This is a genomic window from Salmonella sp. SAL04214, assembly GCF_046550615.1.
GTDB classification, from domain to species: domain Bacteria; phylum Pseudomonadota; class Gammaproteobacteria; order Enterobacterales; family Enterobacteriaceae; genus Salmonella; species Salmonella enterica.
Genome location: NZ_JBGDXT010000006.1, coordinates 155,076 through 169,454, shown reverse-complemented (window position 1 = coordinate 169,454; position 14,379 = coordinate 155,076). Strand labels below are relative to the sequence as shown.

The 14,379-nt window shown below is 51.8% G+C and carries 12 protein-coding genes; 6 read left to right on the top strand and 6 right to left on the bottom strand.

Annotated elements, in window-relative coordinates:
* Positions 1–247: 247 nt before the first annotated feature.
* From hupB to bolA, 6 genes are all read right to left on the bottom strand, one after another.
* A complete protein-coding gene (hupB, locus tag ACLJQD_RS12635) occupies positions 248–538 on the bottom strand; it encodes a nucleoid-associated protein HU-beta (RefSeq protein WP_254888479.1) in 291 nt (96 codons plus the stop codon).
* Between the two features lie 190 nt (positions 539–728).
* Positions 729–3,083 (bottom strand): endopeptidase La, encoded by a 2,355-nt coding sequence (gene lon / locus ACLJQD_RS12630; RefSeq protein WP_001067723.1) that lies wholly within the window; start codon positions 3,081–3,083, stop codon positions 729–731.
* 185 nt (positions 3,084–3,268) lie between these two features.
* Positions 3,269–4,540: an ATP-dependent protease ATP-binding subunit ClpX gene (clpX, locus tag ACLJQD_RS12625; RefSeq protein ID WP_000130314.1), complete on the bottom strand. Its 1,272-nt coding sequence runs from the start codon at positions 4,538–4,540 to the stop codon at positions 3,269–3,271.
* A 251-nt stretch (positions 4,541–4,791) separates the two neighbouring features.
* Entirely contained in the window at positions 4,792–5,415 is a 624-nt protein-coding gene (gene clpP, locus ACLJQD_RS12620) for an ATP-dependent Clp endopeptidase proteolytic subunit ClpP (protein WP_000122257.1), read from the bottom strand.
* Between the two features lie 246 nt (positions 5,416–5,661).
* Complete coding sequence (tig, locus tag ACLJQD_RS12615; protein WP_001198403.1) at positions 5,662–6,960, bottom strand: trigger factor; 1,299 nt, start codon at positions 6,958–6,960, stop codon at positions 5,662–5,664.
* A 346-nt stretch (positions 6,961–7,306) separates the two neighbouring features.
* The gene (gene bolA / locus ACLJQD_RS12610; protein WP_000973433.1) at positions 7,307–7,624 is read right to left on the bottom strand and encodes a transcriptional regulator BolA; all 318 of its coding nucleotides are present in this window, start codon (positions 7,622–7,624) and stop codon (positions 7,307–7,309) included.
* 303 nt (positions 7,625–7,927) lie between these two features.
* On the opposite strand from bolA, the gene ACLJQD_RS12605 reads away from it, so the two are divergent.
* The 6 genes from ACLJQD_RS12605 to ACLJQD_RS12580 all read left to right on the top strand — a co-directional run bounded on the left by ACLJQD_RS12605 (position 7,928) and on the right by ACLJQD_RS12580 (position 14,369).
* The gene (locus ACLJQD_RS12605; protein ID WP_001537832.1) at positions 7,928–8,506 is read left to right on the top strand and encodes a lipoprotein; all 579 of its coding nucleotides are present in this window, start codon (positions 7,928–7,930) and stop codon (positions 8,504–8,506) included.
* 43 nt (positions 8,507–8,549) lie between these two features.
* A complete protein-coding gene (gene ampG / locus ACLJQD_RS12600) occupies positions 8,550–10,025 on the top strand; it encodes a muropeptide MFS transporter AmpG (protein WP_000098478.1) in 1,476 nt (491 codons plus the stop codon).
* 452 nt (positions 10,026–10,477) lie between these two features.
* Positions 10,478–11,434 carry a cytochrome o ubiquinol oxidase subunit II gene (gene cyoA, locus ACLJQD_RS12595; RefSeq protein WP_001239449.1) on the top strand — a complete coding sequence of 319 codons (957 nt, stop codon included), beginning with the start codon at positions 10,478–10,480 and terminating at the stop codon, positions 11,432–11,434.
* 10 nt (positions 11,435–11,444) lie between these two features.
* On the top strand, positions 11,445–13,436 hold the full coding sequence (gene cyoB, locus ACLJQD_RS12590; RefSeq protein ID WP_000467158.1) for a cytochrome o ubiquinol oxidase subunit I: 1,992 nt from the start codon (positions 11,445–11,447) through the stop codon (positions 13,434–13,436).
* A complete protein-coding gene (locus ACLJQD_RS12585) occupies positions 13,426–14,040 on the top strand; it encodes a cytochrome o ubiquinol oxidase subunit III (protein ID WP_000179833.1) in 615 nt (204 codons plus the stop codon). The genes cyoB and ACLJQD_RS12585 overlap by 11 nt, the downstream gene beginning before the upstream one ends.
* Positions 14,040–14,369, top strand: a complete 330-nt coding sequence (locus ACLJQD_RS12580) for a cytochrome o ubiquinol oxidase subunit IV (RefSeq protein ID WP_000019878.1) — start codon at positions 14,040–14,042, stop codon at positions 14,367–14,369. The genes ACLJQD_RS12585 and ACLJQD_RS12580 overlap by 1 nt, the downstream gene beginning before the upstream one ends.
* Positions 14,370–14,379 lie beyond the last annotated feature (10 nt).

Sequence of the window (14,379 nt, the reverse complement as noted above, 5' to 3'; positions counted from 1 at the left end):
TCAGGCGGCTTCTCTGCTGGCTACCGAGTGATTCGCTCAGTTGCCGCGTCGACGCAACCTGAATGATTTGCGTATAGAGACTTCACGCGCATCGCATTTTCTGAACGCGGCGCACAAAAGCCTATTGTGACAAGAAACGAGGGCAATTGTCAGCCCGCAACGCACAGAAAGTCCCGAATCGCCAATAAAAAAGGCACATCAGTTGATGCGCCCTTGTACTTTGTCACATCCCCCGAGGGGATCACGCTTAGTTTACCGCGTCTTTCAGCGCTTTACCTGCACGGAAACTCGGCACTTTGGCAGCGGCGATGGTGATCTCTTTACCTGTTTGCGGGTTGCGACCAGTACGGGCAGCACGCTCTTTAACAGCAAAAGTACCAAAGCCTACCAGTGCAACGTCATCCCCTTCTTTCAGAGATTCGGTAACAGAAGCAATAATCGCATCTAACGCACGTCCAGCCGCAGCCTTAGAGATATCAGCCCCTGCAGCAATTTTTTCGATCAGTTGAGATTTATTCACTCTTCTCTTCCTCTTTATAATTTATATCGCACCTGAATCCTTCGAAGTACGACCGCGCAGCAGTTATATCAGGCCTGCCACGCCCTTACAACACCCGTTAATGGTGGCAGACCCAATCAACCATCTAAATTAGCTATACAAAAAAAGGCTGGCAAGTCCGAAATAGCCTGCCAGCCCTGTTTTTATTAGCGCTATTTGCGCGAGGTCACTATTTTGCGGTTACAACCTGCATTCCAGACGGTTCGTTTTGCAGAGCAAGCGTCAGAACTTCCTCAATACGCTTAACCGGGTGAATATCCAGATCGGCAATGACGTTGTCCGGAATTTCCTCCAGGTCACGTTTATTTTCGAATGGAATTAAGACCGTTTTAATCCCGCCGCGATGCGCCGCCAACAGTTTTTCTTTCAGGCCGCCGATCGGCAACACCTGACCACGCAGCGTGATCTCACCGGTCATTGCCACATCTGCGCGCACCGGATTACCAGTCAGGCAGGAAACCAGCGCGGTACACATCGCGATACCGGCGCTTGGACCGTCTTTCGGCGTTGCGCCTTCCGGCACGTGAACGTGGATATCGCGTTTTTCGTAAAAGTCCGGATTAATACCCAGTTTTTCCGCGCGCGCGCGCACCACGGTCAGCGCCGCCTGAATAGATTCCTGCATCACTTCACCGAGCGAGCCGGTGTAGGTCAACTTGCCTTTGCCCGGGACGCAGGCGGTTTCGATGGTCAACAGATCGCCGCCCACTTCCGTCCACGCCAGGCCCGTCACCTGACCTACGCGGTTTTCGCTATCCGCGCGGCCATAATCAAAGCGCTGGACACCGAGGTAGTCGTGCAGATTATCACCGTTAATTTCGATATGTTTTAACGACTTATCGAGCAACAGTTGTTTAACCGCTTTGCGGCACAGTTTGGAGATTTCACGCTCCAGACTACGCACGCCCGCTTCACGCGTGTAATAGCGGATAATACCGATAATCGCGCTATCGTCGACCGTCAGTTCTCCTTTCTTCAGCGCGTTACGCTCGATCTGCTTCGGCAGCAGGTGACGTTTAGCAATATTCAGCTTCTCGTCTTCGGTATAACCGGACAGACGGATCACTTCCATACGATCCAGCAGCGGCGCCGGAATGTTCATGGAGTTGGAAGTGGCGACAAACATCACATCGCTGAGATCGTAATCCACTTCCAGGTAATGATCGCTGAACGCCACGTTCTGCTCTGGATCCAGCACTTCCAGCAGTGCGGAAGCCGGATCGCCGCGCATGTCAGAAGACATTTTGTCGATCTCATCGAGCAGGAACAGTGGGTTTTTAACCCCCACTTTGGCCATTTTTTGGATCAGTTTACCCGGCATAGAGCCAATGTAAGTCCGGCGATGACCGCGGATTTCCGCTTCATCACGCACGCCGCCCAGCGCCATACGGATGTATTTACGCCCTGTTGCTTTAGCGATGGACTGGCCCAACGAGGTTTTACCTACCCCCGGCGGCCCCACCAGACACAGGATCGGCCCCTTGATTTTATTTACACGGCTTTGAACCGCGAGATACTCAAGGATGCGGTCTTTCACGCGCTCCAGACCATAATGGTCAGTATCGAGGATTTCCTGCGCCTGACGCAGGTCTTTTTTGACCTTGCTACGCGCATTCCACGGCACTTGCACCATCCAGTCGATGTAGCCGCGCACCACGGTCGCTTCCGCCGACATCGGAGACATCATTTTCAGCTTCTGCAGTTCCGCTTCCGCTTTCTCTTTCGCCTCTTTCGGCATTTTCGCTGCGTCGATCTTACGCTTCAGCGCTTCGTTTTCGTCCGGCGCGTCGTCCATCTCGCCAAGCTCTTTCTGAATCGCTTTCATTTGCTCGTTCAGATAGTACTCGCGCTGGGATTTCTCCATCTGCTTTTTCACGCGGTTGCGAATGCGTTTCTCAACCTGCAGCAGATCGATTTCAGATTCCATCATCGCCATCAGATATTCCAGACGTTCGTTAACGTCGGACATCTCCAGTACGGACTGTTTATCCGCCAGTTTCAGCGGCATATGCGCGGCGATGGTGTCAGCCAGACGTGCAGGGTCGTCAATGCTATTGAGTGACGTCAGCACTTCCGGCGGAATTTTTTTGTTCAGCTTGATGTAGCCTTCGAACTGGCTGATAGCGGTACGCACCAGCACTTCTTGTTCTCGCTCATCAATGGCTGGCGAATCAAGGTACTCCGCCTTCGCGGAGAAATGTTCGCCGTTGTCAGACAGCGCGGAAATACGCGCGCGCTGTAACCCCTCGACCAGCACTTTTACGGTGCCGTCAGGCAGTTTCAACATCTGCAAAATAGAGGCCACGGTCCCGACGGTGAAAAGATCGTTTACACCCGGCTCATCCGTTGATGCTTCCTTCTGGGCGACCAGCATGATTTTTTTATCATGGTCCATAGCCGCTTCCAGACAACGGATAGATTTTTCCCGCCCTACAAATAAGGGTATGACCATGTGCGGATAAACCACCACATCGCGCAAGGGCAATACGGGGATTTCAATGCGTTCAGAACGCTCAGGATTCATAGAGCTCTCTCTTAGTTTAGTGTCCGCCAGGTAATCAGATAGTATAGCTGTGCTCCATACCACCTATAACATGTACGTCAGTATATGGGGATGTTTCCCACACATTCAACGGCGTGTTTACAGGAAAAACGAAAGGGGAGATAAAATCCCCCCTTTTTTGGCTAACTGATTGTATGAATGTTTAATTATTCGCCAGAAGCCTGCGCTTCCGGTTTGCCGTAAATCAGCAACGGCTTACTCTGACCGGCAATAACGGACTCGTCGATCACCACTTTTTCGACGTCTTCCATAGATGGCAAATCGTACATGGTATCCAGCAGCGCCGCTTCGACGATAGAACGCAGACCACGGGCGCCGGTTTTACGCGCCATTGCTTTCCTGGCGATAGCGTCCAGCGCTTCGTCACGGAATTCCAGATCGACGCCTTCCAGGTTAAACAGCGCCTGATACTGCTTGGTCAGCGCATTTTTCGGCTCTTTCAGGATTTGAATCAGCGCTTCTTCGCTGAGTTCGTTCAGCGTCGCCACCACTGGCAGACGACCGATAAACTCAGGAATCAGACCAAATTTGATCAAATCTTCCGGTTCAACCTGCGACAACAGCTCGCCTTCGCTGGCTTTGTCGGACTTCGCTTTCACCGTCGCGCCAAAACCAATGCCGGAGCCGGTTTCAACACGGTTAGCGATCACTTTATCCAGACCGGCAAACGCGCCGCCGCAGATAAACAGAATCTTAGAGGTATCTACCTGTAAGAACTCCTGCTGCGGATGTTTGCGACCGCCCTGCGGTGGAACCGCGGCGACGGTGCCTTCGATCAGTTTCAGCAACGCCTGCTGTACGCCTTCGCCGGAAACATCGCGGGTAATGGACGGATTGTCTGATTTACGCGAAATCTTATCGATTTCATCAATGTAGACAATCCCACGCTGCGCTTTTTGCACGTCGTAGTCGCATTTCTGCAACAGTTTCTGAATGATATTCTCGACGTCTTCACCGACGTAACCCGCTTCGGTCAGCGTGGTTGCATCCGCCATAGTGAACGGCACATCCAGCAAGCGCGCCAGCGTTTCCGCCAGCAGCGTTTTACCGGAACCGGTCGGTCCAATCAGCAGAATGTTGCTTTTGCCTAACTCGACGCCATTGCTGGTATCGCCGTTACGCAGACGCTTGTAGTGGTTATAGACCGCCACCGCCAGCACTTTTTTCGCCTGCTCCTGGCCGATAACGTAATCGTCCAGGTGAGTACGAATTTCATGCGGCGTCGGCAGCGCACTACGTTCACGGTGCGGAGCAACTTCTTTAATTTCTTCGCGAATAATGTCGTTACATAAATCGACGCATTCGTCGCAGATATACACGGATGGACCGGCAATCAGCTTGCGCACTTCATGCTGGCTTTTGCCGCAAAAAGAGCAGTACAACAATTTGCCCGAGCCATCTTTGCGTTTATCTGTCATGAGTCAAAACCTCTTCTTTGTTCTTTGTGCCGCACACGACGACGCAAATGCCATTCTCAGGCGCAAGCCGCTAATCAGCGTTGTGCCGCCCTTCATTAGTATATACACAAAATCATTCGAGCTACATCAAGGCGGCAACTCGGCGACTCCGCAGGCGCTTACATAAGTAAGTCACCGGGAGGCGCACTGGCAACCAACACCGAGGTAGAGTGAAGGATGAAGTGTATAGCGGCACACTTGCGTCCAGGGCATCAATTACGATGGGTCAAAATTGAGTCAACCAAACCGTACTCTACCGCTTCAGGCGCGGAGAGGAAGCGATCGCGCTCAGTATCACGTTCAATCTGCTCAAGAGATTGACCCGTATGATGCGCCATAAGTTCATTCATGCGCCCTTTTACTTTCAAAATTTCGCGGGCGTGAATTTCAATATCCGTCGCCTGGCCCTGATAGCCGCCCAGCGGCTGGTGGATCATGACGCGAGAGTTCGGCAAGCAGAAACGTTTGCCTTTCGCCCCGGCAGTCAGCAGAAACGCCCCCATAGAGGCCGCCTGTCCCATACAAATGGTGCTGACGTCTGGCTTAATAAACTGCATGGTGTCATAGATGGACATCCCCGCAGTAATTACGCCGCCAGGAGAATTAATGTACAGATAGATATCTTTTTCCGGGTTTTCCGCTTCCAGGAACAGCATCTGCGCCACGATCAGGTTAGCCATATGGTCTTCGACCTGGCCGGTCAGAAATATGACGCGTTCCTTAAGTAGACGAGAATAGATATCAAAAGAGCGCTCACCGCGTGAGGTCTGTTCAATGACCATCGGCACCAGCGCCATATGAGGGGCCAAATTATCTCGTTCTCCGCTGTATGACATTTCCGTCTCCTGGATAAAAATTGAAAAAATCTGCTGTACTGATTGTAACCTGATGGACGGATTATCAGCCAGTCCCTCTGTAATGGGTACGGCATCGCCATAATTCAAGCATAACAATCTTTTGCTCTAACGCTAACACTGAAACGCGGTTTTCGCACCCTTACCATGCAAAATGCGTGACAAAAAAAACCCGTCACTGAAAGGTGACGGGTTTTTGTGCAAATTTCGTGCTTTTAACGCGAAAAATTACGCCTGCTGGTTCATCAGCTCATTGAAGGAAGTGGCTTTTTCAGACACTTTCGCTTTTGCCAGAACCGCTTCAACAGCCTGTTCTTCCAGAGCGACGTTACGCATATTGTCCATCAGCTCTTTATTTTTGCTGTAGAACTCAATCACTTCTTTCGGATCTTCGTAAGCAGACGCCATCTCTTCGATCAGGCCTTTAACGCGTTCTTCGTCCGCTTTCAGCTCGTTGGTACGAATGACTTCGCCGAGCAGCAGACCGACAACTACACGACGCTTAGCCTGTTCTTCGAACAGTTCGCGCGGCAGCTCCAGAGCCTGTTTCTCGTTACCACCAAAACGCTGCGCAGCCTGACGACGCAGAACGTCGATTTCGCTGTCGATCAGCGCAGCCGGTACGTCGATGTCGTTAGCTTTTACCAGACCTTCAATCGCCTGAGACTTAACGCGGTTACGCACCGCGCCTTTCAGCTCGCGTTCCATGTTTTTACGTACTTCAGCGCGCAGACCGGCTACGGAACCATCTTCAACGCCGAAACGTTTGATGAATTCTTCGGTCAGTTCCGGCAGTTCGCGTTCTTCAACTTTCTTCAGGTTGATAACGAACTTAGCCGCTTTACCTTTCAGGTTTTCAGCGTGGTACTCTTCCGGGAAGGTCACATCGATAGTGAACTCTTCGCCAGCTTTGTGGCCTTTAACGCCGTCTTCAAAGCCCGGAATCATACGACCCTGGCCCATCGCCAGAACGAAATCGGTCGCTTTGCCGCCTTCGAACTCTTCGCCGTCTACAGAGCCGGTGAAGTCGATGGTCACGCGGTCTTCCGCATCAGCAGCGCCGTCTTTTTCTTTCCAGGTCGCCTGCTGCTTACGCAGGGTGTCCAGCATCACATCAACGTCAGCGTCGGTGACTTCAACAACCGGCTTTTCAACTTCGATGGACTCGAGGCCGGTCAGCTCAACTTCCGGATAGACTTCAAACTCGACGGAGTAAGTGAAGTCTTCACCCACTTTGTATTCGCCCGGAACATAGTTCGGCGCGCCTGCCGGGTTAATTTTTTCTTTGATGATCGCGTCAACGAAGTTGCGGCTCATCAGATCGCCCAGCACGTCCTGGCGAACAGAAGCGCCATAACGCTGAGCGACGATATTCATCGGTACTTTGCCTTTACGGAAGCCGTCAATACGTACTTTTTTCGCTACGTTGACCAGCTCGCTTTTTACAGCGGTCTCGATGCTGTCAGCAGCGATTGTAATCGTTACACGGCGGCCAAGGCCCTGAGTGGTTTCAACTGAAACTTGCATCTTGTTACCTCAAAAAATCACAGTGCTCGGTCAACTCTACTCCGCAAGCACGTGCTATTTGCTTCGCGGAACCGGGATGTTCTCATAATCAATCACATTCCCTGTCGTCAGAATCATCCCGAAGACGTTCATATATAAGACGGCGCATTATAGCGGCATCACTTTTGTGAGTCGAGAACGGTGATTGTGCGATGCTGCGGCGGTTTTCACAATTCTCGGCTAATTTTTGTCTGAATACTGTACGACACGCTCAAAATTCAGACAAAACAAAACGGCCCGCAGGCCGTTTTCACATAATTCTGTAGCAACATACTGGAAAAGCGGAGGTAGTTGCAAATCCGTTTTGCTACGCGATGCTTCCCGCGCCGCGACAAGGAGGCGACGCGAAGATAGTATCCTGCAACCCTTCCCACTCTTTGAGGGTATAAGTATGCAGTGCCAGCGCATGTACGGTTGTGGAGAGTTCCGCCGTTAACGTACCGTAAATCATCCGATGACGATTAAGAAAACGTTCGCCTGTAAAGCGATCGCTCACCAGCACGACCTTAAAATGGCTTTCCGATCCTGCAGGAACATTGTGACGATAGCTTTCATCCACAACTTCGAGAAACACGGGGTCGAACGCTGTCCTTAATTTTTCTTCTATTTGCTCACGTATCATCATGAAAATCTCCTCCGACAACGCTGTGATGTCACCCATCCCTTTAAATACTAGCCGCTTTTACCGTTTCCATTACAGCATGACAACAAAAATTTAGCTTTCGTCTGATTATTTCAGCCAAACGTATGAAGTTTACTGCCTTAATCATTCTTTTAGCGCTCAAAATCCCCGCTCGCGCCGTTATCGATACCAAATCGGACATTACAACGAATTTACCTGCGTTGACCACTTCCCCTCGCCGTTAGCGGTGTTATGATGGCGGGAATTTTTACCTATCACGTTTTAAGCGTCATTGAGAGCCTGAATATGTTAAAAAAACTTCTCTTTCCGTTAGTCGCTCTGTTTATGCTGGCAGGATGCGCCACACCGCCGACGACCATTGACGTCGCGCCGAAGATCACCTTGCCACAGCAGGACCCGAGCCTGATGGGCGTCACCGTTAGCATTACCGGCGCGGACCAGCGCCAGGATCAGGCGTTAGCGAAAGTCACGCGTAACAACCAGCTGGTAACGTTAACAGCCTCCCGCGATTTACGCTTCCTGTTACAAGAAGTCCTGGAAAAACAGATGACGGCGCGGGGCTATATGATCGGGCCTAACGGCGCGGTTAATCTGCAGATTATTGTTAACCAACTGTATGCTGATGTTTCCCAGGGCAGCGTGCGCTACAACATCGCGACCAAAGCGGATATCGCGATTATTGCGACCGCGGCAAATGGCAGCAAGATGACCAAAAACTATCGCGCCAACTACTCTATTGAAGGGGCGTTCCAGGCCTCTAACCAGAATATTGCCGACGCGGTAAACAGCGTTCTGACCGATACCATTGCTGATATGTCTCAGGACACCAGTATTCACGATTTTATCAAGCAAAACGCCCGTTAATAGCAACAACAAGACCCGGCAGAAGCCGGGTCTGTAGATGCCTATGTCAAGTCAATATTTACGTATTTTCCAGCAACCGCGTTCAGCCATTCTGCTGATATTGGGTTTTGCCTCCGGCCTCCCGCTGGCGCTCACCTCCGGTACGCTACAGGCGTGGATGACCGTCGAGAATATCGATCTTAAAACGATTGGCTTCTTCTCGCTGGTTGGTCAGGCCTATGTGTTTAAGTTTCTCTGGTCCCCGCTGATGGACCGCTACACGCCGCCTTTTTTAGGTCGTCGTCGCGGTTGGTTACTCGCCACCCAACTGTTGTTACTGGCGGCGATTGCGGCGATGGGCTTTCTTGAACCCGGCACGCAGCTACGCTGGATGGCGGCGCTGGCGGTGGTGATTGCTTTTTGCTCCGCCTCGCAGGATATCGTGTTCGACGCCTGGAAAACCGATGTTTTACCCGCAGAAGAACGCGGCGCTGGCGCGGCAATCAGCGTGCTTGGCTACCGGTTGGGGATGCTGGTTTCCGGCGGACTGGCGCTATGGCTGGCCGATCGCTGGCTCGGCTGGCAGGGCATGTACTGGCTGATGGCGGCATTGCTGATCCCCTGCATTATCGCCACCTTACTGGCGCCGGAACCGACCGATACTATCCCGTCCCCGAAATCGCTGGAACAGGCCGTCGTCGCGCCGCTACGCGATTTCTTTGGCCGTAACAACGCCTGGCTGATTTTACTGCTCATTGTGCTTTATAAACTGGGTGACGCCTTCGCCATGAGCCTGACCACCACCTTTTTGATTCGCGGCGTCGGCTTTGACGCCGGCGAAGTCGGCGTGGTCAATAAAACGCTGGGCCTGTTGGCGACGATCGTCGGCGCGTTATACGGCGGCATATTAATGCAGCGTCTTTCGCTGTTTCGTGCGCTGCTGATTTTCGGCATTTTGCAAGGCGCGTCCAACGCCGGTTACTGGTTGCTCTCCATTACCGATAAAAACATGTTCAGCATGGGCGCGGCGGTCTTTTTCGAAAATCTGTGCGGCGGGATGGGTACTGCCGCCTTTGTCGCCTTATTAATGACGCTATGTAATAAGTCGTTTTCCGCAACACAGTTTGCCCTACTGTCGGCCCTCTCCGCAGTAGGCCGGGTTTATGTTGGTCCCGTAGCGGGCTGGTTCGTTGAAGCGCACGGCTGGCCGACATTCTACCTCTTCTCGGTTGTTGCCGCCGTTCCCGGGCTGTTACTGTTGCTGGTCTGTCGGCAAACGCTGGAATATAGCTGGCAGAGCGAGCGTTTCATTCCCCGCACGCAATACCGTGGCGCCTACAATTTCGCGCTTTCAATCCTGCTCGCGGGCGTCGCTTTGCTGGCGGTGTGGGTACTCCTGCTGACCATGAACGCGTTGGATTACACTAACTTCTCATTCCTGTCCGGATTGCTTGAAACTGCGGTAGCGATTGCCGTGTGCGGCATTGTCTTTGGCGGGTTGCTGGACTACCTGGCGCTACGAAAAACACGCCTGCTCTAAAACATTATTTGCCGTTGTAATAACGACCCGGAATTATAACGGCTAAATAACCATCAATTGATAAAAAATATATTTGTCTTTTTGTGCGCAACAGAATTTTGGAAATTATTGGTAATTTCTACGCTACCTATTTTCTTTACACGATTCAGCCGATTAAATTTAAATTTCTGCCGTTGATTGTCCTTTTATTGATAATAAATTGTTAAGTAATTGTTTTATTTTTACATTGGTTATACCAATTATCCCTCAACATCCCACTTACAGACCTCATCCGTTATAACGCAAAGTTTCAACAGTGTCTTAAAGTTATTTCGACATACTTGGCAACATATGTGACATGCGCGGCAGAACTTGGTAACACAGAACCAATCATGTTTACAGTAATGTAACCTTACCGTAAAATGCCCCTACACTTTAAACGCCACCAGGTCCCGTGGAATTGAGGTCGTTAAATGAGACTCAGGAAATACAATAAAAGTTTGGGATGGTTGTCATTAATTGCAGGCACTGCATTACTCAGTGGCTGTAATTCTGCGCTGCTGGATCCCAAAGGACAGATTGGACTGGAGCAACGTTCGCTGATACTGACGGCATTTGGCCTGATGTTGATCGTCGTTATTCCCGCCATCTTGATGGCTGTTGGTTTCGCCTGGAAGTATCGTGCGAGTAATAAGGATGCGAAGTATAGCCCGAACTGGTCACACTCCAATAAAGTGGAAGCCGTGGTCTGGACGGTGCCTATCTTAATCATCATTTTCCTTGCCGTACTGACCTGGAAAACCACGCACGCGCTTGAACCAAGCAAGCCGCTGGCGCATGACGAAAAACCGATCACCATCGAAGTGGTTTCCATGGACTGGAAATGGTTCTTCATCTATCCGGAGCAGGGTATCGCCACCGTCAACGAGATCGCCTTCCCGGCGAACACGCCGGTTTATTTCAAAGTGACCTCCAACTCCGTGATGAACTCCTTCTTTATCCCGCGTCTGGGTAGCCAGATTTATGCCATGGCCGGTATGCAAACACGTTTGCATCTGATCGCCAACGAACCCGGAACCTACGATGGCATCTCCGCCAGCTATAGCGGCCCGGGCTTCTCTGGTATGAAGTTTAAAGCTATCGCCACCAAAGACCGCGCAGAATTCGACCAATGGGTCGCAAAAGCGAAGCAGTCTCCGAACACCATGAATGATATGGCGGCGTTCGAGAAAGTGGCTATGCCAAGCGAGTACAACAAGGTGGAATATTTCTCCAGCGTGAAACCAGATTTGTTCAAGGACGTTATTAACAAATTCATGGGCCACGGTAAGAGCATGGACATGACCCAACCTGAAGGTGAGCACAGCTCGCATGAAGGAATGGAAGGTATGGACATGAGCCACGCGGAATCCGCCAACTCCAAGGGTTGAGGAAGATAAGATGTTCGGAAAATTATCACTGGATGCAGTACCGTTCCATGAACCTATCGTCATGGTAACGATCGCTGCAATTATCGTCGGGGGACTGGCGATACTGGCAGCGATTACTTACTTTGGTAAGTGGACCTACCTATGGAAAGAGTGGTTAACGTCGGTTGACCATAAACGCCTCGGCATCATGTATATCATCGTCGCGATTGTGATGCTGTTACGTGGTTTCGCCGATGCCATCATGATGCGTAGCCAGCAGGCACTTGCCTCCGCAGGCGAAGCGGGTTTTCTACCGCCGCACCACTACGATCAGATCTTTACCGCTCACGGCGTAATCATGATCTTCTTCGTGGCGATGCCCTTCGTTATCGGTCTGATGAACCTGGTGGTTCCGCTGCAGATCGGCGCGCGCGACGTTGCGTTCCCTTTCCTGAACAACCTGAGCTTCTGGTTCACCGTTGTCGGCGTTATCCTGGTTAACCTCTCGCTGGGCGTGGGTGAATTCGCGCAGACAGGGTGGCTGGCTTATCCGCCGCTATCGGGAATAGAGTACAGTCCCAGCGTCGGGGTCGATTACTGGATATGGGCGTTGCAACTCTCGGGTATTGGTACGACGTTAACCGGTATCAACTTCTTCGTGACGATCCTGAAGATGCGTGCGCCGGGTATGACGATGTTCAAGATGCCGGTCTTTACCTGGGCCTCTTTGTGCGCCAACGTACTGATCATCGCCTCTTTCCCGATTCTGACGGTTACCGTCGCGTTGCTGACCCTGGATCGCTATCTGGGCACCCATTTCTTTACCAACGATATGGGCGGCAACATGATGATGTACATCAACCTGATTTGGGCCTGGGGCCATCCGGAAGTGTACATTCTGATTCTGCCGGTCTTCGGGGTATTCTCCGAAATCGCAGCGACCTTCTCGCGTAAACGTCTGTTCGGCTATACCTCGCTGGTTTGGGCGACCGTCTGTATTACCGTACTGTCGTTTATCGTTTGGCTGCACCACTTCTTTACGATGGGCGCGGGCGCGAACGTTAACGCCTTCTTCGGTATCACCACCATGATTATCGCCATCCCGACTGGGGTGAAGATCTTCAACTGGTTGTTCACCATGTATCAGGGCCGTATCGTCTTCCATTCCGCAATGATGTGGACCATCGGCTTTATCGTGACCTTCTCGGTCGGCGGTATGACCGGCGTGCTGCTGGCGGTACCGGGCGCGGACTTCGTCCTGCACAACAGTCTGTTCCTGATTGCGCACTTCCATAACGTGATCATCGGCGGCGTGGTGTTTGGCTGCTTCGCGGGTATGACCTACTGGTGGCCGAAGGCGTTTGGCTTCAAGCTGAACGAAACCTGGGGTAAACGCGCCTTCTGGTTCTGGATTATCGGTTTCTTTGTAGCCTTTATGCCGCTGTACGTACTGGGCTTCATGGGCATGACCCGTCGCCTCAGCCAGCAAATTGATCCGCAGTTCCATACGATGCTGATGGTTGCCGCCGCCGGTGCCGCGCTGATTGCGCTGGGTATCCTGTGCCAACTGATTCAGATCTTCGTTTCTATTCGCGACCGCGATCAGAACCGCGATCTGACCGGCGACCCATGGGGTGGCCGTACGCTGGAGTGGTCAACCTCGTCTCCGCCGCCGTTCTATAACTTTGCCGTTGTGCCGCACGTTCACGAACGTGACGCCTTCTGGGAAATGAAAGAAAAAGGCGAAGCGTACCAACAGCCTGGACAGTATGAAGAGATTCATATGCCGAAAAATAGCGGTGCCGGTATTGTTATCGCCGCCTTCGCGACGGTATTTGGCTTCGCCATGATCTGGCATATCTGGTGGCTGGCGATAGTGGGTTTCGCAGGCATGATCATCAGCTGGATTGTAAAAAGCTTTGATGAAGATGTGGATTACTACGTGCCGGTCCCGGAAGTCGAAAAACTGGAAAACCAGCATTTCGATGAGATTACTAAGGCAGGGCTGAAAAATGGCAACTGATACTTTAACGCACGCGACTGCCCACGCGCACGAACACGGGCACCATGACGCAGGCCAGAACAAAATCTTCGGATTTTGGGTCTACCTGATGAGCGACTGCATTCTGTTCTCTATTCTGTTTGCTACCTATGCCGTTCTGGTGAACGGCACCGCTGGCGGCCCGACAGGTAAGGACATTTTCGAACTGCCGTTCGTTCTGGTTGAAACCTTCCTGCTGTTATTTAGCTCCATTACCTACGGCATGGCGGCGATCGCCATGCACAAGAACAACAAGAGCCAGGTTATCTCTTGGCTGGCGTTGACCTTCTTGTTCGGTGCCGGATTTATCGGGATGGAACTCTATGAATTCCATCACCTGATTGTTAACGGTATGGGCCCGGATCGCAGCGGCTTCCTGTCTGCGTTCTTCGCGCTGGTCGGCACGCACGGTCTGCACGTCACTTCCGGTTTGATCTGGATGGCGGTGCTGATGGTGCAAGTTGCCCGTCGCGGTCTGACCAGCACTAACCGTACCCGCATCATGTGCCTGAGCCTGTTCTGGCACTTCCTGGATGTGATTTGGATTTGCGTATTCACTGTTGTTTATCTGATGGGGGCGATGTAATGAGTCATTCTACCGAGAGCGGCGGCGCATCCCACGGCAGCGTAAAAACGTACATGACCGGCTTTATCCTGTCGGTCATCCTGACGGTTATTCCATTCTGGATGGTGATGACCGGCGCTGCCTCTCCGGCCGTTATTCTGGGATCTATCCTGGCAATGGCAGTGGTGCAGATTTTGGTGCATCTGGTGTGTTTCCTGCACATGAACACCAAATCTGATGAAGGCTGGAACATGACGGCCTTCATCTTTACCGTGCTGATCATCGCCATCCTGGTTGTGGGCTCCATCTGGATTATGTGGAACCTCAACTACAACATGATGATGCACTAAGAGCGGCGAG

Excerpts from the sequence above, each read along its gene's own strand:
- bolA (WP_000973433.1), bottom strand. The coding sequence starts at position 7,624 with ATGATGATACGTGAGCAAATAGAAGAAAAATTAAGGACAGCGTTCGAC.
- ACLJQD_RS12605 (WP_001537832.1), top strand. The coding sequence starts at position 7,928 with ATGTTAAAAAAACTTCTCTTTCCGTTAGTCGCTCTGTTTATGCTGGCA.
- ampG (WP_000098478.1), top strand. The coding sequence starts at position 8,550 with ATGTCAAGTCAATATTTACGTATTTTCCAGCAACCGCGTTCAGCCATT.
- lon (WP_001067723.1), bottom strand. The coding sequence starts at position 3,083 with ATGAATCCTGAGCGTTCTGAACGCATTGAAATCCCCGTATTGCCCTTG.
- cyoA (WP_001239449.1), top strand. The coding sequence starts at position 10,478 with ATGAGACTCAGGAAATACAATAAAAGTTTGGGATGGTTGTCATTAATT.
- clpX (WP_000130314.1), bottom strand. The coding sequence starts at position 4,540 with ATGACAGATAAACGCAAAGATGGCTCGGGCAAATTGTTGTACTGCTCT.
- tig (WP_001198403.1), bottom strand. The coding sequence starts at position 6,960 with ATGCAAGTTTCAGTTGAAACCACTCAGGGCCTTGGCCGCCGTGTAACG.
- cyoB (WP_000467158.1), top strand. The coding sequence starts at position 11,445 with ATGTTCGGAAAATTATCACTGGATGCAGTACCGTTCCATGAACCTATC.
- ACLJQD_RS12580 (WP_000019878.1), top strand. The coding sequence starts at position 14,040 with ATGAGTCATTCTACCGAGAGCGGCGGCGCATCCCACGGCAGCGTAAAA.
- ACLJQD_RS12585 (WP_000179833.1), top strand. The coding sequence starts at position 13,426 with ATGGCAACTGATACTTTAACGCACGCGACTGCCCACGCGCACGAACAC.
- clpP (WP_000122257.1), bottom strand. The coding sequence starts at position 5,415 with ATGTCATACAGCGGAGAACGAGATAATTTGGCCCCTCATATGGCGCTG.